The organism is Glutamicibacter nicotianae (assembly GCF_006539525.1).
GTDB lineage: Bacteria > Actinomycetota > Actinomycetes > Actinomycetales > Micrococcaceae > Glutamicibacter > Glutamicibacter nicotianae.
Genome location: NZ_BJNE01000004.1, coordinates 104,690 through 127,184 on the forward strand (window position 1 = coordinate 104,690; position 22,495 = coordinate 127,184).

Genomic DNA, 22,495 nt, shown 5'->3' on the forward strand with positions numbered 1-22,495 from the left:
ACCGGTGTGAGTACAGCGCTTTATCGCAGATATCGTCCCGATACGTTTGGCGACGTCATCGGGCAGGAGCACGTTACTGCGCCCTTGATGACGGCTCTGGAGAAGAACCGCGTCAACCATGCGTACTTGTTCTCCGGCCCGCGCGGTTGCGGCAAGACGACTTCGGCCCGCATCCTGGCCCGCTGCTTGAACTGCGAGCAAGGTCCTACTCCGGTTCCTTGTGGCACCTGCCCAAGCTGCGTGGATCTGGCCAATGGCGGACCAGGTTCGCTGGATGTCATCGAGATCGACGCGGCCAGCCACGGTGGCGTCGATGACGCCCGCGACCTGCGCGAGCGCGCAACGTTCGCGCCTACCCGCGACCGCTACAAGATCTTCATCATCGATGAGGCCCATATGGTCACCGCGGCAGGCTTCAACGCCCTGCTGAAGATCGTTGAAGAGCCGCCGGCGCACATCAAGTTCATCTTCGCGACAACCGAGCCGGAAAAGGTCATTGGCACCATCCGCTCGCGTACCCACCACTACCCATTCCGCCTGGTTCCGCCCGAGGCGCTGCTGGCGTACCTGCAAGTGCTCTGCGAACGGGAAAGCGTCGCAGTAGCCGAAGGCGTGCTGCCGCTGGTGATCCGTGCTGGCGGCGGTTCGGTCCGCGATACCCTCTCGGTGCTGGACCAGCTGATCTCTGGCGCCCGCGATGGCAGCCTTGATTACGAGACCGCGGTTGCGCTGCTGGGCTACACCCACTCGACGCTGCTCGACGAGGTCACCTTGTCGCTGCACGAATCCGATGGCGCCGGGCTGTTCGGCGCGATCGACCGCATCATCCAGACCGGTCTGGATCCTCGGCGCTTCGTTGAAGATGTGCTGGAGCGCTTCCGCGATCTGATCATCGCCAAGGCGATGCCCGAAGGCCTTGAGAAGATCTTGCGCGGCGTGCCAGAAGACCAGCTCGAAGCCCTGCGCTTGCAGGCGGGACTGGTCGGCGCAGGCGAACTGTCGCGATGGGCAGACGTCACCAACAAGGCCCTGAGCGAGATGACCGGCGCTACCTCGCCTCGGCTGCACTTGGAATTGCTGGCGGCGCGCTTGATGCTGCCGGGTTCGCAGAACTCCGACAGCTCCTTCGCTGCCCGTCTAGATCGCCTGGAGCGCCATGCGATGACCGGTGGAGCGCTGCCTGCGCTTAATGAAGACGACGCCGCGGGTGCTGCACCCTCAACGAATGCTGCCCCGAATCCTGGAGCCGCGCGTCAGGGTGCTGCCGCTGTGCGCGAGGCCTTGGCCGCTGCCAAGTCCCGTCGAGGCGCTGCCCCGGAACCGGCTGAAGAGCAGGAACCACAGGTCCAGTCGGCTCAGGCTCAGCCGCAGCAGGATGAGCAGGCTCCCGCACCGGCACAGCAGCCTGCGCAGCACGCAGAATCAGCGCAGGCACAGCGCACCGAGCAGCCGCAGCAGTCCATGCCGCCACAGCCACAGCCACAGCCACAGCCGCAGCCGCAGCCGGCTGATGATGACCCAAATGCCCCGCTGGATCCTGGCGCGGCAGCTTCCCTGAACACCGGCGAAGCCGCTGACTGGGGCGCCACTTGGGGGCCAAAGGGCGAAAACTACTCGGTGACCACCGAGGTGCAGCCTGGTCCGAGCATTCCGGCAGCCCGTCCGGAAGGCGTGGCACCATTCAGCTTGGTTCCTGATCCATCCAGCGGTGAAGATCTGTCGTTCGGCACCGGTGTCTCCATCGATGACGTGAAGCAGAATCCTGCCATGGCCGAATTCGCACGTCGCGCGGCAGCCAACCGCGCAGCACAAGCACCGCAGCCTGCCCAGCCGCAGCAGTCGCAACAGGCGCAACAGGCGCCGGAGGCCAGCCAGCCTGGCATGGATGCCCAGCGCAACGCTGCCCATCCGGCGCAGGAACATGCCCAGCGCCAGCAAGCAGAACGCGAAGCACAACAGCGCGCCGCACAAGAACAAGCACAACGCGAGCAAGCAGAACGCGAAGCACAACAGCGCGCCGCACAAGAACAAGCACAACGCGAGCAAGCACAACAGCAACAACGGCCGCAGTCTCCCCAGCAGCCTCAGCACGGCGCGCCCGGCGGAACCCCGCAGGGCCAGCAGCCAGCACCACAGGGCGCCGGCTCGCCGGTGGCGATGTTCCAGCAGGCGTGGCCTACGATCCTGCAGCAGTTGCAGGGCAGTTCGCGTGTCCTGCATTCCATGGTCGCCACCTATGGCTCCGTGGCAGGCTTCGATGGCCGTACACTTACCTTGGCGTTCAGCAACACCGGCCCCATCGTGAATCTGCGCAACCGGCCGGATTTGATGAATACATTGACCGGAGTCCTCTCCCAGGTCGCAGGTTCGCCAATCGAAGTGGTCCTGACCGAAGGCGGATCCAACCCCAACGGTGGTGGTTCCCCAAAAGGTGAGCGCCGGCCAATCCCGGCGCCAACCCCAGCACCAACTAAGTTCACCAAGGCTGTAAGTTCTGCTGGGGCTGCTGCGCGCGCCGCAGCACGGGCCCAAGCTGCCGCTCCGGCACCGCAGCATCGTCCTGCCTCTGCAGTGCAGACCTCGGCACCAGCCGCACCTGCGCCACGCGCCCATGAGGGGTACGCCAGCTCCTACGACGACGTTCCGCCACCCGCGGAAGAGCCGTATTTCGACGAGCCGCCGTTCCCGGATGACCCGTACTATTCGCCGGCTGGCTCCGTCCCGGTGGCACCGCAGGTTCAGCCGCAGCAGCAGTCTCCGGCCCCGGCTACCCAGCCAGAGCCGGTGGCGCCCGCCCCGGCAACCAGTGCGCCACGCAGTTTCGACGGGCCTCCGGTGGCCCCCAAGCCCCGGATGACTGCCGGCATGGCAGCGCGCCAGGCCGAAGGCGGAGTTCCGAATATTGCGCGCCCGGTGTCTTCGACTCCGTTGCACCCGGACAGCACCACCGATTCCTTCGAGAATCTGGCGGTTGATGCACCAGAACAGCCGGCTCCGCAAACTCCAGAGCGATCGGTTCCGGAGCCTGCGCCCGCCCCTGCACAGCCTCAGGTTCGCCCACGCGAGCAGGAGCAGCCCCGCCCGGAGCCGCTTGCACCGGCGCCTTCGCCAGCAGCCCCGGCACCCGCTCCGGAGGCGGCACCGCGCTGGGGTGCTCCGCAGCCTGAGCCTGAACCAGCCCCCGCTGCATCGGCACCGGCAAGCACGGGCCGCATGAGCCGGTACCAGCAGCTGATGAACCAGGCGAAGAACGCACCAAGCGCGCCAGCGCCTGCCCAGTCGGCACGCGGCTGGGGCGGCCCGGCATCGGCTCCCGATCCTGCCCCGGTGCAGGAGCCGGAGGAGTTCGTCCCCAGCGACGATGACATCGAGGTCGAGGATTCGGCACTGATCGGCGTTCCAGCCGTGGAGCGCCTGCTTGGCGGGATGGTCATCGAGCAGCGCGACGTGAACGGGAATGTAGTGGAAATCAAACGCAGCTTGTAGCCAGCACCACGGCGAGCTGTCGGAGTGAGACACTAGGGTGTACCACGGAACAATTTCAAGGTAGTGAAGCAAGCTAGAAAGTAGGCGCACGTGTACGAAGGTGCTGTACAGGAATTGATCGACGAGCTCGGTCGCTTGCCTGGCATCGGCCCGAAGTCGGCTCAGCGCATTGCTTTCCACATTCTCGATGCCGATGCCGAGGACATGACCCGGCTCGCCGCCTCGATCCAGCTGGTCAAGGAAAAGGTGAAATTCTGCGAGATCTGCTTCAACATCTCGGAGCAGGATACCTGCGCCATTTGCCGCGATGAGCGCCGCGATGGAACAAAGATCTGCATCGTGGAGGAGTCCAAGGACGTCCTGGCCATTGAACGCACCCGGGCGTTCTCCGGCAAGTACCACGTGCTCGGCGGTTCCATCAATCCACTGGCAGGCATTGGCCCGGAACAGCTGCACATCCGCGAGCTGGTCACCCGCTTGGCCGATGACTCGATCACCGAGCTGATCCTTGCCACCGATCCGAATCTCGAGGGCGAAGCCACCGCCGTGTACCTGGTGCGCGCGTTGGCTCCCCTGGGCATCCGCATTACCCGCCTGGCTTCCGGCCTGCCGGTGGGCGGCGATCTGGAATACGCCGATGAAGTGACCTTGGCCCGCGCCTTCGAAGGACGCCGGTCCGCCGGCCGCACCGCACCCGGCCCGGCCCGGCTCAAGGCAGAGAAGCAGGAGTCCGAGCAGGAAGCACCGCAGGCAGAAGCCGGGGATGCCGCAGAAAAGCCGAAGGCGCAGCTTTCCGAGCCACGCCTGCTGCGCGTTGCCGGCGACACTGGCGAAGCGTCGTCGCATCCAGTTGTTCCCGAGATGGACAGCCGCCGCAGCCACTAATTCCCGCAGTTTTTGAACGCCCTGCACTCGACCGCTTCACCGGCATGAGTGCAGGGCGTTTTTCATTCCTGCAGCGCGATGTGCGGTGAAACACGCTTAGTTGATAAAGGTCAACTATCGTCGTATAGTTGACATCAATCAACCATTCAGGCTTTCCACGCCTGACCCTATTTTTTTGGAGCTTTAATGACCGCAACCGCACCGGTCGCCAAGCCCAAGATGACTCACCGCGAAATCCTCACTGCCCTCACGGGCATTTTGATGGGCATGTTCGTCTCCATCTTGGCCAACACCGTTGTTTCCAGCTCGCTGCCGCTGATCGTCTCGGATCTCAACGGCAGCCAGACCTCCTACACCTGGGTGGTCACCGCCACGCTGCTGGCGACCACCATCGCCACCCCGATCTGGGGCAAGCTCGCCGACCTGGGCAACCGCAAGCTGCTGCTGCAGATCTCGCTTTCCATCTTCGTCCTGGCCTCGGCCGCGGCAGGCTTCTCGCAGGACACCAGCTTCCTGATCGCCATGCGCGTGGTCCAGGGCCTGGCTGGCGGTGGCGTTGGCGCCTTGGCACAGATTGTCATGGCCGATTTCCTCTCCCCTCGTGAACGCGGCAAGTACATGGGCCTGTTCGGCGCTGTCATGGCCGTTGGCACCGTGGGCGGCCCGTTGATCGGCGGCTTCGTTACCGATGCCATCAACTGGCGCTGGAACTTCTTCATCGCCTTGCCGTTCGCCATCGCCGCGGTCATCCTGATCCAGCGCACCTTGCACCTGCCGGCCATTGCCAAGCGCAAGGTCAAGATCGACTACTGGGGCATCGTCCTGCTGTCCGCCGGCGTCTCGCTGCTGCTGATCTGGATGTCGCTGGGCGGCTCCCAGTTCGAGTGGGCCTCGGCGACCAGTTACCTGATGATTGCCGGCGCGGTAGTCCTGCTGGCACTGTTCATCCTGGTTGAGACCAAGGCTACGGAGCCGCTGCTGAGCCTGGGCCTGTTCAAGAACCGCACCTTCGCCTTCGCGGTCATCGCCTCGCTGGCCATTGGTGTTTCGATGTTCGGCACCTCGGTGTTCCTCAGCCAGTACATGATCATGGCCCGTGGCGCATCAGCCACCATGGCCGGCCTGATGACCTTCCCGCTGATGGGCGGCTTGCTGGTCATCTCCACCATCGGCGGTGCGCTGATCTCGCGCACCGGCAAGTGGAAGGCGCTGGTCGTCACCGGTTCTGTGCTGGTTGTCATCGGCTTGTTCCTGCTGGGAACCATCCACTACGACACCAACTATGCGCTGGTCGCTACCTACATGTTCATTCTCGGCGCCGGCATGGGCCTGGTCATGCAGAACATGGTGCTGGTGGTGCAGAACTCGGTCCACGTCAAGGAACTGGGCGTAGCTTCCTCGGCCGTGAACTTCTTCCGCACCCTCGGCGGCACTGCAGGTACCGCGGGACTGGGCGCCGTACTGGCGACTACCGTGCCGAGCATGATCGCCGACCGCCAGTCCGATTTGGCCGCAGCCCTGGCCTCCCTGGGCGACCAGGCCAAGGAACTGACCGCGGCTCTGGGATCCGGAAACCTGCCTTCGGTGGCCGCGATGCCTGAACCGGTCCGCGTGATCTTCGAGTCCATCTACGGCGATGCAGTGCCTTCGCTGTTCGCCATTGCCGCTCCGCTGTCGCTGATTGTCGTCGTGGCTGTCTGCCTGATCCCCAACCAGTCGCTGAAGACCCAGACCGCAAGCGAACGCATGCAGGATCTGGACGCGGAGGACAAGGGCGCAACCAAGGCAGAAAAGCCAGCTGGCAACTAGGAGATCCAGTGCAGGTTCCAAGCAAAGCCGATGAGGCCCCGGTGGCGGAACGTCCCGATTTGTACGCCAGTGCCGAACAGGAGCTGTTCTCGCTGATCGCGCTGACGGCGCGCGCCAAGCGGGAACTGGCCACCCGGCTCGACAGCAGGCTCACCCCAGGCTATCTACCGGTGCTGGGCATGATCCTGCGCAGCCAGCGCATCACCCAGTCCGAAATCTGCGAAAGACTGCTGGTCGACAAGGCCTCGCTGTCGCGAATGATCACGAAACTGGAACAGCTGGAACTGGTCAAGCGAGAAGTCGACCCGGACGACCGTCGGGTATTCCACCTCCTGCCTGCCGAATTTGCGGCAGAAAGGTGGCATGAAACCTTCCAGGGGTGGCGCACGGAACTGCGCTCGCGGATGACCGATTGGGACGATGAGGATCTGTCGAAACTCATCGATCTGCTCAGTCGATTGAACTTGGAAATCCAGTCACTCTAGTTCGCTTCACCCTCTGGCCGGTCTTCTCGGAAATACCGAGAAGACCGGCCAGAGAAGCTTAAATTCCCTTGCTTGCAGGGGCATTCCTCCGCGCTGGAATGTGCAGCAGCCATCCTGTCGGTTCGGGTTGCTACGTTCATGCACATGAGCGAATCCTTGAGCAAAGCAGAGAAAATCGAAGACCACACCGGTTCAAGCATGGGCGAATGGGCAGGCACGATGGACGCCGCCGGCCTGCGCGACTTGAAGCAGAGCGAACAGGTGCAGATGCTGCTTCCACTGATGAAGGACCGTGATGAAAGCCAGAGGCTTCTCTGGGCCCGGCGCATTGCCTCCGAGTACCGGCAGCTCTAAGCGGGTCGTAGACTGAGCTCATGGCAATCAAAAGCAGCAACACGTCAGCCATCGCCAATGCCACCGGCATCGAGTGGGACCAGTGGTGCGCCAAACTGCGTGCCGGCGGAGCCGACGAGATGACGCATAAGGAGATGGCCGAACTGGCCATCACCGGCATTCCCGCAACAGTCGAAAATCCAGAATGGTGGGCCCAATCCGTCGCGGTGGCCTATGAGCAGCACATCGGAAGGCGCGTACCTGGCCAAGCCCAGGACGGCACCTTCCAGGGCTCGGTCAGCAGCACCATCGATGCCGATTTGGATACGGCACTGGAGCGCTGGGTCGCCTGCGTGAAAGACCGCAAGGAATTCAACGGGAACGAACTATCCGAACCTGCACGCACCAGCGGTTCCGAGCGCTGGCGCTACTGGCGGGCGGACTTCAGCGATGGCACCAAGGCACAGGTAGACATTGGGCTCAAGGGCGAAAAATCCTCGGTAGCCATAAACATCACTAAGGCTGAATCACCTGAGCAGGTGTCTGAATGGAAGAGCTTTTGGCGACAAATTTTGGCTGAATTCAAGGGATAGCCAGTGCTTTTCGACAACTCACACTGGGGTTTCTAGGCAATATGACCAATGGTTACCGCCCCAACTAGGACATGGCACCTCGTAGCTGTCACAATATTTATCTGGTAGATGCCTCACGCCAAAGTTCTATCAGCAACCCCCGGCGGCGAGGCACAGCTTTCAACAGGTGGAGTGAGTGCCCATGGGCCTAATTGTTCAAAAATTTGGCGGTTCTTCCGTTTCAGATGCCGACGGCATCAAGCGTGTAGCGCGCCGAATTATTGATACCAAGTCCAAGGGCCATGACGTCGTCGTCGTTGTTTCCGCAATGGGCGACACCACCGATGACCTGCTGGATCTAGCAGGCCAGCTCACCGACAATGCACCTGCCCGCGAAATGGACATGCTGCTCTCCGCCGGTGAACGCATCTCGATGTCGCTGCTGGCAATGGCCATCAACCAGTTCGGCGAGCAGGCCGCATCATTCACCGGCTCGCAGGCAGGCCTGATCACCGATTCGACCCACGGCAAGGCCCGCATCATGGAGGTCTCCCCGCAGCGGGTGCGCCGGGCCATCGACCGCGGATTCGTTGCCATCGTCGCTGGATTCCAGGGCATGAGCAAGGAATCCAAGAACATCACCACCATGGGCCGTGGCGGCTCGGACACCACTGCCGTGGCACTGGCCGCGGCTCTGGGCGCCGATGTCTGCGAGATCTACACCGATGTGGACGGCGTCTACACCGCCGACCCACGCGTGGTCGCCTCGGCAAAGAAGATCGAGAAGATCACCAGCGAGGAAATGCTGGAAATGGCCGCCAGCGGCTCGAAGATCTTGCACCTGCGCTGCGTTGAATACGCTCGCCGCTTCGGCGTGCCGCTGCACGTGCGCTCCTCATTCAGCACCAACGAGGGCACCTGGGTGCTCCCGGATCCCGAAGACAAAATCAAAATTCAAGAGGGAGAACCCTTGGAACAGCCAATCATCTCAGGTGTCGCCCACGACCACTCCGAAGCCAAGGTCACCATCATTGGCGTACCTGACATTCCGGGCAAGGCCGCACAGATTTTCGGTGTGATCGCCGCTGCGCAAGCCAATATCGACATGATTGTGCAGAACATCTCGACCCGCGGCTCTGGTGCCACCGATATTTCCTTCACCCTGCCGATGACCGAAACCAAGCACGTGCTGGAAGCGCTGAATACCGCAAAGCCTGAGATTGGCTTCGAGGATATCGAGCACAATGACGAGGTTGGCAAGCTTTCGCTGATCGGCGCAGGCATGCGCTCGAACCCAGGCGTATCCTTCACCTTCTTCGAAGCACTGCACCGTGCAGGGGTGAACGTGGACATGATCTCGACGTCCGAAATCCGCATCTCCGTGGTCACCGATGCCCACAAGCTCAATGACGCAGTACGCGCAATCCACACCGCGTTCGATCTGGACACCGACGTGGAAGCCACCGTCTACGGCGGCACCGGACGCTAAGCGCTGATTAGCCAAGCGAAGAACGCCTGCGAAACAATTTTTGTTTCGCAGGCGTTTTTCATTTTGGTTTCTACTTGGCCGGTTCCAGCGTCTTGGTGTAGACGATGTCGCCCAGCCCATTGCGCAGCGTGACGGTGAACAAGTCCTGCTCGTCAAGATCGACGTGGCCGAAGAACTGGCCCTTGCCATCGCGCGGCGACTGGTTCGTGGTGCCTGCGAGCGAGAAGTCCACACGCGGCCCGAAAGTACCGTCCATCTGGTTCGGCCCGAAGGAACCGGCATTCACTGGCCCGGCCACGAATTCCCAGAACTCATTGAACTCGCGGAATGCCGCGCGTTCGGGCGAGTAGTGGTGGGCTGCGCAGTAGTGGACATCGGCAGTCAGGAAAACGACGTTCTTGATGCCGCGGTCCGTGACCGCCTTGAGCAGCCGGGCCAATTCCAGCTCGCGGCCCAGCGGTGCCCCATGGTCAGCGTTGGAAATTGATTCCTGGGCTTTGCCATCTGGAACGATGATGCCCAGCGGAAGGTCATTGAGAATGACCTTCCAAGTGGCCTTGGACTTGGCTAGGGAATCCACCAGCCAATTCAGCTGATCTTCGCCGAGAATGGATGTGGACTTCCCTTCCATTCCAGCGGTGTTCTCCGACTTGTAGCTGCGCATGTCCAACGCGAACAGGTCAAGCGCAGGGCCGCGGGAGATCTTGCGGTAAATTCGAGCCGCCTCGAAACCGGTGCCTGGGCGCAGGGCGCGCGGGTCGGCGATGGGCTGGTATTCCTGCCAGGCCTGGCGTCCGCGAGCTGCCAAGGTGTTGATATCGCGAACGGTGTAGCGCTCATCTTCGATGATCTCGCCCGGCCACCAGTTGTTGTGGGTCTCGTGGTCATCCCACTGGGCAATCACCGGAACTTCGGAATACATGGCCCGCACGTTGCGGTCCATCAGGTTGTAGCGGTGCCGGCCGCGGTACTCGTCCAGGGTTTCGGCCACCTTGGAGACTTCTTCGGTGACCAGGTTGCGCCAGATCTGGCCATCAGGCTCCACGACCTCTGCGGCGATCGGGCCATCGGCGTAGATGGTGTCGCCGCTGTGCACGAAGAAATCCGGCTTGGTCGCATGCATGGCCGCGTAGGCGCGCATGCCGCCGATCTCTTCATTGATGCCCCAGCCCTGGCCAGCGGTGTCGCCGGACCAGACAAAGCTCTGGGCTCGGGAGGCGTCATGATTGCGGCGACCGGTCAGTGCAGGTGCGGTGCTGAACCAGCCATCCTGCGTCTCGCCAAGGGTTCCATTGTCGTCCTCAAAACCGATGGTGACTGCGAAGCGGGTTCCGGCAGGCAGATGCTGGGCATTGATCTTTGCGGTGAAGTCGGTGGCCTCGCGGGCGTAGGCGCCGTGCAGTGTCCTGGCGAATGATCCACGGCCACGGATGATTTCCCCGGTCTCGTCTACCGCGCGCAGTTGAGCACGCAAGCGGCCTTCGCCGGAGCTGCGTGCCCAGAGCACGGCATTGCTCGTGGAGACATCACCCATGGAAAACCCGCTGGTCAGGCCAAGTCGGGAACGCACGAGGCGGGGGCTGCTGGAAGCCAGCGCTGCTCCCGTCGGCCCGACCAAGGTCAGGGCGCTGGCACCGAGAGCACCGGTGAGCAATTTGCGACGCGAAATATCAGTCATGCGCCTCAGTGTTCACGACTCGATCAGCCGTTTCCTTGAGCCAAGATGAACACAAGAAGAAATTAATTCCTGGCAATCCAGTGGCTGTGCACGAGCGAGCGCACCTGCGCGAATTTGCAAGCCGCTTGGCGTTCCTCCAGCCTGCCACCGGAACTCCGAATGCTGGCAGACTTGGACAATGAGTTCAACGCGAGTGATTTCTGGCCCGCCCTCGGCGGATCATCCTGTTCCCCCGGCGGTGCGCGCAGCAGCTGGTCCGGCAGAAATCGAGGGTATCTGGCAAAACGCGCTTGGCGGAGTCACCTACCGCATCGGCTCGGGCGAACAGATACGCTTCGCCAAGTGGTCACCGGGATGCCCTCCGGAAGCGGAAGGCGATCTGAAAACTGAAGCCCAGCGCATGACATGGGCAGGAAAATTCATTCGGGTCCCGGAAGTGCTCTCCTGCGAAGAACAGGCTGACGGCCAGCTGCTCATCACCGCCGCATTGCACGGGCACAGCGCAGCCAGCAGCCTGGGCAAAAGCGACCCTGCGCGTTCAGCCCACGCTGTCGGCCACGGACTGCGGCAAATGCACGATGCCTTGCCCATTGGAGCATGTCCCTTCGACTGGGATCTGGAATCCCGTATTCAGCATCTGCCAGCCGATCAGCAGGCCGAGTTTCTCGACAACGCCCCGGAACTGGATCTTGTGGTGTGCCATGGCGATGCGTGCCTGCCAAACACGATCATCACCGACGACCATCAATTCAGCGCGCATGTGGATTTGGGCATGCTGGGACTCGCAGACCGCTGGGCAGATCTGGCCATTGCCGCGTGGAGCACCGAGTGGAACTACGGGCCTGGTTTCGAACAGTACGTCTACGCGGGCTACGGCATCGAACCGGATGAGCGGAAGATCTCTTTCTATCGCCGGGTCTGGGACGCAGCCTAGGGCGCCTTCGCTAACGTGCCACGTATCGGTGTTCAGGTCGGCCACGGGTTCCGTATCCAAGCTGGAGCTCCAGGGATTCATTAGCCACCAGCGCCGCCAAATAGCGTTGCGCTGTCGCACGGGCAACCCCCACCGCTTCTGCAACCTCGGCAACGCTCATCGGTTCGGCCGCTTCTTTCACGCAGGAAAGCACTGCATGCTCGGTCGGGGCGGCGCCCACTGACGCACTGGATTCCTCGCCGCCTTGGAGCGACCGGTACAACCGGTCCACGCCCTGCTGGTTGAACTCCGTGGTCCCGGCCAATTGGCGGCGGTAGCGCGCCCAGCCTTTGAGCTTGGAAGCCAGGGTCTTGGCATCGAAAGGCTTGATGATGAAGGCCAGCGCGCCTGAGCGCAGCGCCTTGTCGATGTTCTTCGGCTCAATCGCCGCGGAGATCATGATCGCATCGACATCGAGTTCTCTGAGCAGCTCGATTCCGCTCACATGCGGCAGGTAGAGGTCCAGCAGGACCAAATCGGGTTTCAGGCTCTGCACCAATTTGGGGACCACGCGCGGATCCTGCACAGGTTCCAAAGCCTGGAACCCGGGGATGGCATTGACCATCTCCGCATGCAGCTCGCCAACCCGGAAATCGTCATCAACGATCAGCACCCGATAATTTCCGCTGCTGTTCTCGTTCAAAGTTGCACTCCTTCACTGTGGTCATTTTCTGAACTGGATGGTTCAGCCAGCACCGCCGGCAAGCGTGCTGCAAACACTGCACCTGAACCATCGGTGCCGCGATCCGCGATCCAGACATCCCCGCTGCGGGCCTGGGCGAGCCGCTTGATCAGCGGCAGTCCTACGCCACGCCCATGCTCGTTGCCCAGATGGGATCCGGTGCTGACGTCCCGCGCGAAGACATCCTCGTCAGTGGTGATGCCAGGTCCCGAATCGGCCACGGCAATGTGCAGGGTGTTCCCCTCGGACAGCAGATCGATTTCCACCCAGGGTTCAGCATCCGCACTAAGCGCCGCGGTGAAGGCGTTATCCAGCAGATTTCCCAGGACCGCGGTGGCATCCTGGGCATCATGGGCCGAGGCGATCTGCCCGAAAAGCATGGATTGCGGGGACACCCTCAGTTCGATACCCAATTCGTGGGCACGCACCGCCTTCGCCGAAATGAACGCCGCGAGGTAGGCATCCTGGATGGCCTCCAGCCCGGGAACCTGGGCGATCTTCGGCCCTGCTTCCATCACCTCGCGCAGGTAGTCTTCGGCCTGTTCAATCTTCCCCAGATTGATCAACCCGAGGACCGCATGCATGCGATTGGCGAATTCATGGCGTTGGGCGCGCAGCGCGTCGGCCATGTCCTGCACCGCGTCGAGCTTGGTGCCCAGCGCTTCGAGCGTGGTGACGTCATGCAGCAGCACGACCAGCCCGAGATCCACCCCGTCACGGACCACCTTGTTCACGCGGGCGATAAGCGAATTCCCATTCGCCCCGATGCGCACCGGCGCGGGGTCGCATTCCTTGATCGCCTTGACCAGCCGGGGATCCAGGCCAGCGGATTCGAAGTGGCGGCCCACCACGTCTTCCAATTCCGTGCGGTGCGGCAGGCCCAGCAGCTGCCGGGCAGCCTTGTTGCGCACGGTGATCCGCTTGTCTGCGCCAATGCCCATGACGCCTTCGGTGACACCGTAGAGCACAGCCTGCTGGTCCCTGACCAGCTGGGCGATTTCGGCCGGTTCCAGCCCCAGGGTCTGGCGCTTCAAGCGGCGGACGGTCACCCGTCCGGCGAACACTGCCACGGCCGCGGCGAGCACCGCGAACAAGACGATCCAGGCGAAGGATTCAAGCAGCGCCCCGGTCAGGGAATCAGTGGTCACGCCCACGGAAACCTCGCCGACAACGTCACCCGAGGCGGCATAGATCGGGACCTTGGCGCGCACCGATTCCCCGAGGGTTCCGTGTTCCCGGGAAACCGCTTCAATGCCCTCCAAAGCGACCGGGTCGGTGGAAACCATCTGGCCCAGTTCTTCGGGGTTCGGATGGCTCAGGCGCAGTCCGCGGTCTTCGGTGATCACCACGAAATAGGCTTGCTCCTGCTCGATGACGGCGTCAGCAAGACGTTGCAGCTCTCCCTCGGCGAGCGCCTGCGGATCCAGCTTGTCCTGCTGGGCGTAGCGTGAAACCTGCTCGACGACTTCCGGCAGCACCGCCACGGTGCGGGCGATGGTCAGCGAAGTGTCCTCCGCTTTCGAATACACCCGGTCATAGCTGGCGAAAAGCGTTCCTGCGGTAACCAGGACAATCAAGACACCTACGACCAGGAATTGCAGTCGCATGATGCGGGAGGCGAAATGCCGGGTGCCGGCGCCAGAACGGAACATGCCACCCAGCATAAACCCATCTTCCCACGCTCGTGATTTTAATGAGCAAAAAGATGGCAAAGAACTTAACCGTTCAACAATAAGCACAAGACGCGCAAAGTGAGCACCGCCACGTACCTTGGATTAGTGCCTCGCCCGGCTTGCGGGGCCAAAGGATTCACTCACACTGAAATGGAGGTCGGGTCAATGCTTGTTGCACTCGGATTCCTCATGGTCGCCACCTTCATGGTGCTGATCATGACAAAGCGCATGACGCCCTTGCTGGCATTGATTCTGGTACCGACCATCTTCGGCTTATTCACCGGTGCCGGATTCGGCCTGGGCGACATGGTCATGGACGCAGTCAAGGACATGTCCGGAACCGCAGCCCTGCTGATGTTCGCGATCATGTACTTCGGCATCATGATCGACGTCGGATTGTTCGACCGCCTGGTCTCCGGCATCCAGAAACTGGTTGGCAACGACCCGGCCAAGGTCGTCATGGGCACCGCGCTGCTCACCGCAGTCATCTCGCTGGATGGCGATGGATCGACCACCTTCATCGTGGTCACCGCCGCCATGCTGCCGATCTACCAGCGCCTGGGCATGAGCCCAGTGGTCCTGACCTGTGTCGCCGGCCTGACCAACGGCACCCTGAACATCGTTCCGTGGGGCGGCCCAACGGCCCGCGCCGCCGCGGCACTGGGTGTGGACGCTTCGGAAATCTTCGTGCCGATGCTGCCTTCGCTGGGCATTGCCCTCATTGTCATTGCCCTGTTCGCCTGGCAGATGGGTGTTTCCGAGCGCCGCCGCCTGCAGCGCGAGCGTCCGGAAATCTGGGGCACCGAGCTCGGCGGCGGCAACGTTGCCACCCCAACCGAAGGCAAGACCCCGGGTGGCACCTCCCCTGCCGGTGGCAACCTGGCAGTTCTGGAATCCGTGGCCCGCAAGGGCGATGGCACCGAATTCTCCACCATGGACGGCACCGTGCTGGATCCGGACCGCGAGACCCTGCGTCCCAAGGTGTTCTACTTCAACCTTGCGTTGACCGTCGCCATCATGGTGCTGCTGGTGGTCGATGTCATGCCGCTGCCATACCTGTTCATGGTGGGTACCGCGATCGCGCTGATTGCCAACTTCCCGAAGGTCTCCGACCAGGTGAAGATGATCGCCGCTCACTCCAGCGAAATCATTGCAGTGGTCTCCATGGTGCTCGCAGCGGCAGTGCTCACCGGCGTGCTCTCCGGCACCGGCATGGTTGACGCCATGAGCCAGTGGCTGGTGGATGTCATTCCTGCCTCCATGGGCCCCTACATGGCGGTGCTGACCGGCTTGATCTCGATTCCTGCCACCTTCCTGATGAGCAACGACGCCTTCTACTTCGGTGTCTTGCCGGTTCTCGCCGAAGCCGGCGCGCACTTCGGTGTTCCAGCGGTGGATATGGCTCGCGCCTCCATCACCGGTCAGCCGGTGCACATGCAGTCTCCGCTCGTTCCAGCCATCCTGCTGCTGGTGTCGCTCTCTCGTGTGGACTTGGGCGATCACCACAAGAAGGTGCTGTGGCGCGCGTTGGTGGTCTCCCTGGTCATGCTTGCTTCAGGCATGCTCCTCGGTGTCATCCACATGGGCTAATGCCCCAAGGACCGATGGTCCGTCGTCAGCCTGGCTCCGCGCCACCCGGATTTATCGATTCGGGTAGCGCGGAGCCCGGTGTTTAAGCTGGGCCCAGCACTTTGAGCCGGACACCCATAGCGGCTCTCGGCAAACCGCCACTTCCGCATCCGCTCGGCAAGCTCGGCCTCTCGTGGAATGCTGGAGTCAGGGCCAACCCTCCGGGATTCAAGGAATTCACCCACCCCGTCCCCAAGCGAAGGAAGCATCCAGCGCATGGAAAGAGAACCTCTCGAGAACAGCATTTCCCTGGCCCAGCTCGAAGCCGTGGTCATGATCGTGGACTACGGCTCATTCACGGCCGCCGCGGATATCCTCGGCATTTCCCAGCCCTCCTTGTCCCGCCGCATCAGCGCCCTGGAACGCACCTTGGGCCTGCCCGTCTTCCGGGCCTCCGGCAGGGACATGGTCCTGACCGAGATCGGCCGGAGCATCATTCCCGCCGGACGCCGCTCATTGCTCGAAGTAGCCGCGATCGGAAGCATCGCTTCCTCCACCCGTGCGCTGGCCACCGGGTCCCTGCGCATCGCAGGCCTGCCCTCGCTGGTTGGCGGAATCATGCCCGAGTTCGTCGGCCCATTCCATCGCCGCCATCCCGGCGTCCGGATCGAGATCCTGAGCGTGGAGGATGGCGAGCAGCTTGCCGACGCGCTTCGCTTGAATCGCGCCGATCTGGCCTTCGGCGTGAACGAGCGCATCCCTGCAGACCTCATCGGAAAATCATTGCGCGATCAGCAGTTCTCGGCGGTCGTATCCGAGGAGACCGAGGTGGACCCCGATACCGGGCTGAGCGCTGAACTGCTCAATTCCCTCACCCTTGCCACGCTCCCGCAGGGCACCTCGATCCGCAAGATCACCGACGAGGTGTACCGCAGCTTCAAGGCCACCGCTCCACGGCTCATCACCACAACGCAACGTGACGCGCTGGTGCATCTGAGTGTCGCGACCGGCGGGATCACCTTGGTTCCGCGAATCATGGCCAGCACCGCCGTGATCTTCGGCGGCAAGCAGGTTCCACTGCTCTTGCCGGCCAGCAGGCCGTTGGGCGTGATCTATCGACGCGACGAGTACCGCAATCCGGCAGTGGACGAGTTCCTCAAGTTCCTCTGAGACCGAAGTCTCGGTGCGGCTGCAGTGCCCTTGGGCTTCTGCGGGAAATTGGCGTTTCATGCGCTGAATGCATGGATCGTCCCAGCCTTGCTATTGGTTCCTTCCGCGTTTGACGTGGTCAGCTGGAGGGGTAATCCAGCCAAGGCTTGACCAAGGAGTGCAGAATCGTGAATTCCCTGCGGACGGCATCCGCTGCCATGCGAAATTCCAAGCGGACGCGGCGCAGGATGTTCGCCATCATGGCTGTTGCCCTGGTTCTGGCTCTCCTCGTGACTGCGGGCTTCGCGTTCCTGCGCCTGCAGGGGAACATTTCGGTGTCTGCGCTCAGGGCGTCAGACTCGGAAATCCCCGATTCCAGCGAAGGGCTGAGTGTGCTGGTGCTCGGTTCGGATAGCCGGGATTTCAGTTCCGCCGGTTTCGGCTCCGACACCGGTTCCCGGCGCAGCGATTCGATGCTTCTGGTCCATGTGTCTCCCGGGAATGAGCGCATCGAAGCGATCCAGATTCCCCGCGATACCGTTATGCAGCGTCCCGCCTGCGCGGATACCGGATCTGGTGCCTATGCCGGTGGCTACGGCATGATCAACTCCGCGCTGAATTACGGGCCCGCGTGCTCCGTCGCAGCGGTGGAAGCCCTCACGGCAGTTCGCCTCGACCATTTCATCGAAGTGGACTTCGAAGGATTCATTTCGATCATCGACGCGCTGGGAGGTGTCAAGGTGTGCCTTGCCCAGCCGATGTCGGATCCGAAAGCGAATCTGGATCTTCCGGCCGGGCGGCAGGAACTGGACGGAACCGACGCGCTGGCCTTGGCCAGGACGCGCCATGCCGTTGGCGATGGCAGCGACCTGGCTCGGCTGGGAAACCAGCAGAAGGTCATGTCCGCGATAGTCCAGCGTGCCACGAGCAAGGAAGTCCTCGCACGCCCTGACCGGCTCTATTCCTTCCTCGACGCCACCACCTCTTCGATGACCGTCGACCCGCAGCTCAGTTCGCTGCAGGACCTTGCGTCACTGGCTGCAAGGATCAAGGAGGTCCCCACTGACAAGATCGTCTTCATGACCATGCCGAACCAGCCTGCGCCATCAAACGCCAACCGGGTGGTCCCAGCCCCTGACGCAACCCTCATCTTCGAACGCATCAAGCAAGGCATCCCAGTTAATCCCGATTCCGATTCCGCGACAGTAACATCTGCTGCTGAGCAATCCGCCAACCGGAAGTTGCCTCTCAGCATCGTCAACGGCGCGCACGTAAGCGGTCTTGCCGGACAGTTCGCGAACGACGCCACGAAGCAGGGCTACACGGTCATCTCGATCGCTACTGCAGCGACTTTGCAGGCGCAGTCCAAGCTGCTGATTCCGGACACCGATGATGCCACGAGCACAGCCGCTGCATTCGCAAAAGCAATGAATCTCGATATCACGGCCTCGGTCGCCGAAGTCGAAAGCATCGAATTAATCCTGGGCCAGGACTACCAGGATCTGGAGCGGCCCGAGAAGAAGCCCGTCCAGTTGAACAGCCGCAACGCCGACCAGGATCTTTGCGGCTAGCCCGGCGCCAAGGCGGGCAACACCGGGAATCCCGGCTGCTTCTGTCTGGCCAAGCTCTACATTGCGAGGTGGTTCCCCGTGAGCATTGCAGGCATCAACGGCAATGAATTCATCGTCCTGGCCATTCTGGCGGCCGTTCTGCTCGGGCCCGAGAAACTGCCAGACTATGCGCGGAAAACTGCCACGCTGATTCGGCAGTTGCGCCGTCTCGCCCTTGATGCCGAAGAACAGCTCCGCGAGGATCTCGGTGATGAATTCGAGGATCTGGATCTGAAAAGACTCGACCCTCGGCAATATGATCCTCGCAGGATCATCAACGACGCGCTACGCGAGAATCTCGATGAACTGACAGGCCAGGCGCTCTCGGATTCCGCTACTGCGAGGAAGCCGGCTCCGCCTCGCTCACCGCCACCGCCAGCGCCTTCCGGCCCGGCTCCCTTTGACGACGAAAGCACCTAGTTGGCTTCGCTATCAGGTGCCCGGGCGGCCGCGGGCCACGCAGGGTCGGCAAAGCCAGGCTTGATCCAGCAGAAACCAATCATCGATGATTCGGAAAGCCGGCCCTGTTTCGTAGCCCGCGGCACTCGGGATCATCATCGCGCGCACACGAATTCCGGACCCAACGAGGACCGTTGCAGTTCCGGTGGCTTGCCAGCCAACAGTGATGGCCAGCAAGCAACTGCCTGCCTAGCTTGCGGGCTTATCGAGGTTCCAATTCGGAACAGTATTTTTTCCCCTGGTGCCTTCGCAGCAATTCCGGGAGCAGGCACCGCTGCCCGGGCCCAGCGCCTTGCTGCCGGAGATGGTTCTTTGCTCCGGGTGCTCTCCACGCACTTGAGCTGCGCGTTCCAAGACCAAATCGACCAAGCCGCTGACAAAGGCGGGCAAAATGCCGACGCTATCGGCACGGAGAAACGCCATCCCCAACTCACGCGCTGTCTGCGCCGCTTCGGTATCCAAATCGAATTTCACCTCCATGTGGTCGGAGACGAAACCTAGCGGAACCACCAGTACCGCTTCAGTTCCAGATTCCGAAAGCTCGCGCATGCGGTCATTGATGTCCGGTTCCAGCCAAGGGGTGTGCGCAGATCCGGATCGGGAGCAGAACACCAGCTCGGCATCCAATTGTTCATCTCCATGCAATTCCCCGCTAAGCCACGCCATGAGCTCTTCATGCTGCCCCTGGTAGCCAGCGGTGAACTTCTCCGATGATTTCTGCATCGCCGTCGGAATTGAATGTGTTACGAAGAGGATCTTGTGGCGACTGCGATCCAGGCTGCCGACAAGCCGTTTGAGATCTGCCAGCCCTCGCCGGAGGCATTCGAGCTGGGCCTGGGCGAATCCCGGGTGGTTATAGTACTGGCGGACTTTGTCAATCATCACCTCGATGCCTTCTGCTTCCAGTGCGGCCACGGCACCTGCAAAATCCTCCCGGTATTGCCGGCAAGAGGAATACGAGGAGTATGCCGAAGTATCAATAGCCAGGAACCTGCGCGAGCCGTGCATGCGCGCATGGTTACCGACCACTTCAGCGAGATACGGTTCCCAGTTCCGGTTGCCCCAGAGCAGCGGCGCATCAATGCCTCGGCTCGCGAATTCATCTTGGAGCGCCCGCAGCAAAGCCTGGTTCTGCTCGTTGATCGGTGATTTTCCACCGAACATGTAGTAATGCTCGCCCACCTCTTCGAGACGTTCATCTGGAATCCCTCGTCCCCGAGTGACGTTCTGCAGGAAGGGAAGGACATCAGCTGGCTTCTCCGGTCCGCCAAACGACATCAACAGGATTGCATCGAACGGGGCTACCGACATGTTTCCCATCAGGATCTTCCACACTTTCTCCTGGAACAACTGCCGGCATGGGCAAGCTCCTCCCGCCGCCGGCAGATGCAAAAACTTATCTAGATTGGCTATTATCTAGCTAAGTTAATGATAATCCGTTGGCTGGCTTATCTCCAATTCGCCTGCACCCGGCTGGGCGAGCCCAGTTCCCTGCAGCGACCTAGCGCTGGAGCATTCGAAGCGTGGCAGGGGGTTCCAGCACCTAGCTCGCGCCGAGGCTATGGGCCAGTTCGAGCTCTATCCGCTCGTTGCGGAATTGATGCCCGGAATCAAGCAGCTTGCGCGGGACGATCCGCTGATCGGCCATGGCCAGCAGTTGCGACCCTTCGGCGCCAAGCACCAATTTCGGGGCAGCACCGGGGACTGGTATTACTGCGGGCCGGTGCACCGCGCGCGCCAGGGACCGGGTGAATTCGGCGTTGCTGACCGGCTGCGGCGCTACCGCATTGACGGGGCCAGCCAATTGCGAATCCCAGAGCGCGCGATGGTAGATGTCCAGCAGGTCATCAAGGCCGATCCACGACAGCATCTGCTGTCCACCGCCCAAGGGTCCGCCCAGGCCTGCGGAGAATATCGGGCGCAGAACAGCGAGCATCCCGCCCTTGGGGCTGAGCACGACACCGGTGCGGATCTGCACCCGGCGCATTGAACCGCCGCCTTCTTCGGCGGCTTGCTCCCAGCGCTGCACGACGCCGGAAAGGAAGTCCGGGGTGCCGGCCGGCGGGGAATCGAACTCGTCCAGCGGGTCCGGTCCGGCTGAAGCGCCATAGAACCCGATGGCCGAGGCGCTGATGAAGGTGCGGACATCTGAACGTGCCGCCAGCAGGGCGAGGGAGCGGGTGGGTTCGATGCGGCTGGAGGCGATCGCCTGGCGATGGGCCTGGCTGAATCGTCCGAAGATGCTCGCCCCAGCCAGATGGATGACCGCATCGCACCCTTCGAGCAGGCTTTCGTCGGGGTCCGCCGGGTCCCAGCGCCGTTCACCAGCCGTGTTCGGCGCGTGCCGCACGAGCTTGATGACCCGGTGCCCTCCGGTGGACAAGAAGGCGCAGAGGGCCTGGCCGACCAGTCCGCTTGAGCCGGTTACGGCGATCACCTGCGGTTCCAGCCCGGACTGCGCTGCGCGATGGTGGGCGGCAAAGTCGTCCGCCAACTGGCGGTGCCGGTAGGCGAGCATCGATTCGATCTGCCGCCCGGGCATATTCGACTCGATGCAGTCGCGCACAGTGGTGGACTGCGGCCCAGCGGGCTCGAAGTAATGCTCATGCCGCCACCTCACGGCACGTGCAGGAAGGCCGCGCAGCCCAACGGGTTCGAGCTGGTCGACGAAGCTGCGGTTCTGAGCGAAGCCTTCGGGCTGGTGCTTGGCGTTCCACAGCAATCCGCCGGGAAGACCCAAGACGGCTGCTCCGTCCTTCAGCGAGCCCGCTTCCTCGATGACCTTCAGCGGAAGCCACGGTGGCAGGAGCCGCTGGATGGCCCCGGGTCGCGAGAACCAGTCGAAGACGACAGGGGCAGATACCGGCAGCTGGCTGGAGCGCTCAATGTTCATGGCCCCATCGTAGGAGCGAGGACATGATTTCCCCATGGGCTTTCAGGTTTCTTCCATAAGTCGCGCTGAACCGGCACCGGCTCAAAGGCCCACCAAGGTCCCAGGCCTCTGGAAACTGCAGCGGAGGAAGGGAAGTTCCTCCTTCCAGGCGCTACTCCCGGTACCACGCGGGCAGATAATCCCACGGAGCATCTTCGCCCACTCGCCCGTCAACTGCTTCCCGCAGGAGATCTGCATGCCCTGCATGCCGGCCGTACTCTTCGATCAGATCGCAGATGATTCTGCGTATCGACGCATGCTTGCCTTCGAATTCCAATCCCGAGTCCGCATCCAGCGTCCCTTCCTCGATGATCGACTGCTGGATTTTCCGGCTCTTGGCCACCGCATGGTCGTAGCGTTGGTAAAGGACCTCCGGATCGTCGTCCAAATCCACAACGAACTGCTCACGCCCGTCGGCTGTGAGCTCAAGGAGCACCTCGGGGCGTTGCCCGGCGATGAAGTAGGTGAATTTCTCGTCTTCGACCAGGGCAAGGTGCTGCAGCAATCCGCCCAGGCTCAGCTGGCTACTGGGCAGCTTCGTGGCCAGCTGGCGGATGTCCAGCCCGTCGGCCTTGTACCGGAAAGTGGTGCGCAGCCTGTCGAGCATCCCGAACAGATGCTGCTGCTCGGTACCGCCCATGGGCGGTTCCCAGACAGGAAAGTCTTGCATCGCGTCCCCCTTTTCCAGGAAGTGTGAGTTGGCGTACCAAA

General features: G+C 62.2%; 17 protein-coding genes and 1 pseudogene. 12 read left to right on the forward strand and 6 right to left on the reverse strand.

Annotated elements, in window-relative coordinates; genetic code table 11:
* The first annotated feature begins 6 nt into the window (after nt 1-6).
* The 7 genes and pseudogenes from ANI01nite_RS06740 (at nt 7) to ANI01nite_RS06770 (ending at nt 9,059) form a co-directional block, all read left to right on the forward strand.
* Complete coding sequence (locus ANI01nite_RS06740; protein WP_141356908.1) at nt 7-3,486, forward strand: DNA polymerase III subunit gamma and tau; 3,480 nt, start codon at nt 7-9, stop codon at nt 3,484-3,486.
* A 90-nt stretch (nt 3,487-3,576) separates the two neighbouring features.
* Nucleotides 3,577-4,167 (forward strand): annotated as a pseudogene (gene recR / locus ANI01nite_RS06745) (recombination mediator RecR); the annotation flags it as partial.
* Between the two features lie 390 nt (nt 4,168-4,557).
* On the forward strand, nt 4,558-6,180 hold the full coding sequence (locus ANI01nite_RS06750) for an MFS transporter (protein ID WP_141356910.1): 1,623 nt from the start codon (nt 4,558-4,560) through the stop codon (nt 6,178-6,180).
* 41 nt (nt 6,181-6,221) lie between these two features.
* Nucleotides 6,222-6,665 (forward strand): MarR family winged helix-turn-helix transcriptional regulator, encoded by a 444-nt coding sequence (locus ANI01nite_RS06755; protein ID WP_141356912.1) that lies wholly within the window; start codon nt 6,222-6,224, stop codon nt 6,663-6,665.
* 144 nt (nt 6,666-6,809) lie between these two features.
* Nucleotides 6,810-7,019 carry a hypothetical protein gene (locus tag ANI01nite_RS06760; protein ID WP_066143739.1) on the forward strand — a complete coding sequence of 70 codons (210 nt, stop codon included), beginning with the start codon at nt 6,810-6,812 and terminating at the stop codon, nt 7,017-7,019.
* Nucleotides 7,020-7,039: 20 nt separating this feature from the next.
* Complete coding sequence (locus ANI01nite_RS06765; RefSeq protein WP_141356915.1) at nt 7,040-7,591, forward strand: hypothetical protein; 552 nt, start codon at nt 7,040-7,042, stop codon at nt 7,589-7,591.
* 181 nt (nt 7,592-7,772) lie between these two features.
* Nucleotides 7,773-9,059, forward strand: a complete 1,287-nt coding sequence (locus tag ANI01nite_RS06770; protein WP_038991922.1) for an aspartate kinase — start codon at nt 7,773-7,775, stop codon at nt 9,057-9,059.
* A 70-nt stretch (nt 9,060-9,129) separates the two neighbouring features.
* Here ANI01nite_RS06770 and ANI01nite_RS06775 read toward each other — a convergent pair whose 3' ends face one another.
* Nucleotides 9,130-10,737, reverse strand: a complete 1,608-nt coding sequence (locus ANI01nite_RS06775) for an alkaline phosphatase D family protein (protein ID WP_141356924.1) — start codon at nt 10,735-10,737, stop codon at nt 9,130-9,132.
* 178 nt (nt 10,738-10,915) lie between these two features.
* Here ANI01nite_RS06775 and ANI01nite_RS06780 point away from each other — a divergent pair, with 178 nt between their 5' ends.
* The gene (locus ANI01nite_RS06780) at nt 10,916-11,671 is read left to right on the forward strand and encodes an aminoglycoside 3'-phosphotransferase (RefSeq protein WP_141356926.1); all 756 of its coding nucleotides are present in this window, start codon (nt 10,916-10,918) and stop codon (nt 11,669-11,671) included.
* Between the two features lie 10 nt (nt 11,672-11,681).
* Here ANI01nite_RS06780 and ANI01nite_RS06785 read toward each other — a convergent pair whose 3' ends face one another.
* The gene (locus ANI01nite_RS06785) at nt 11,682-12,353 is read right to left on the reverse strand and encodes a response regulator (protein WP_038991925.1); all 672 of its coding nucleotides are present in this window, start codon (nt 12,351-12,353) and stop codon (nt 11,682-11,684) included.
* Entirely contained in the window at nt 12,350-14,044 is a 1,695-nt protein-coding gene (locus ANI01nite_RS06790) for a sensor histidine kinase (RefSeq protein WP_141356928.1), read from the reverse strand. The genes ANI01nite_RS06785 and ANI01nite_RS06790 overlap by 4 nt, the downstream gene beginning before the upstream one ends.
* A gap of 186 nt (nt 14,045-14,230) precedes the next feature.
* On the opposite strand from ANI01nite_RS06790, the gene ANI01nite_RS06795 reads away from it, so the two are divergent.
* The 4 genes from ANI01nite_RS06795 (at nt 14,231) to ANI01nite_RS06810 (ending at nt 18,813) form a co-directional block, all read left to right on the forward strand.
* Entirely contained in the window at nt 14,231-15,655 is a 1,425-nt protein-coding gene (locus ANI01nite_RS06795; RefSeq protein WP_038992030.1) for a CitMHS family transporter, read from the forward strand.
* Between the two features lie 255 nt (nt 15,656-15,910).
* A complete protein-coding gene (locus ANI01nite_RS06800; RefSeq protein ID WP_141356930.1) occupies nt 15,911-16,804 on the forward strand; it encodes a LysR family transcriptional regulator in 894 nt (297 codons plus the stop codon).
* 167 nt (nt 16,805-16,971) lie between these two features.
* Nucleotides 16,972-18,354: an LCP family protein gene (locus ANI01nite_RS06805; RefSeq protein ID WP_170214593.1), complete on the forward strand. Its 1,383-nt coding sequence runs from the start codon at nt 16,972-16,974 to the stop codon at nt 18,352-18,354.
* A 78-nt stretch (nt 18,355-18,432) separates the two neighbouring features.
* Nucleotides 18,433-18,813: a twin-arginine translocase TatA/TatE family subunit gene (locus tag ANI01nite_RS06810; protein ID WP_141356932.1), complete on the forward strand. Its 381-nt coding sequence runs from the start codon at nt 18,433-18,435 to the stop codon at nt 18,811-18,813.
* A gap of 228 nt (nt 18,814-19,041) precedes the next feature.
* On the opposite strand, the gene ANI01nite_RS06815 is transcribed toward ANI01nite_RS06810, so the two are convergent.
* From ANI01nite_RS06815 to ANI01nite_RS06825, 3 genes are all read right to left on the reverse strand, one after another.
* On the reverse strand, nt 19,042-20,172 hold the full coding sequence (locus tag ANI01nite_RS06815; RefSeq protein ID WP_141356934.1) for a ferrochelatase: 1,131 nt from the start codon (nt 20,170-20,172) through the stop codon (nt 19,042-19,044).
* A gap of 223 nt (nt 20,173-20,395) precedes the next feature.
* Nucleotides 20,396-21,745, reverse strand: a complete 1,350-nt coding sequence (locus tag ANI01nite_RS06820; RefSeq protein WP_141356936.1) for a TIGR01777 family oxidoreductase — start codon at nt 21,743-21,745, stop codon at nt 20,396-20,398.
* Nucleotides 21,746-21,896: 151 nt separating this feature from the next.
* The gene (locus ANI01nite_RS06825) at nt 21,897-22,454 is read right to left on the reverse strand and encodes a DinB family protein (protein ID WP_141356938.1); all 558 of its coding nucleotides are present in this window, start codon (nt 22,452-22,454) and stop codon (nt 21,897-21,899) included.
* Nucleotides 22,455-22,495 lie beyond the last annotated feature (41 nt).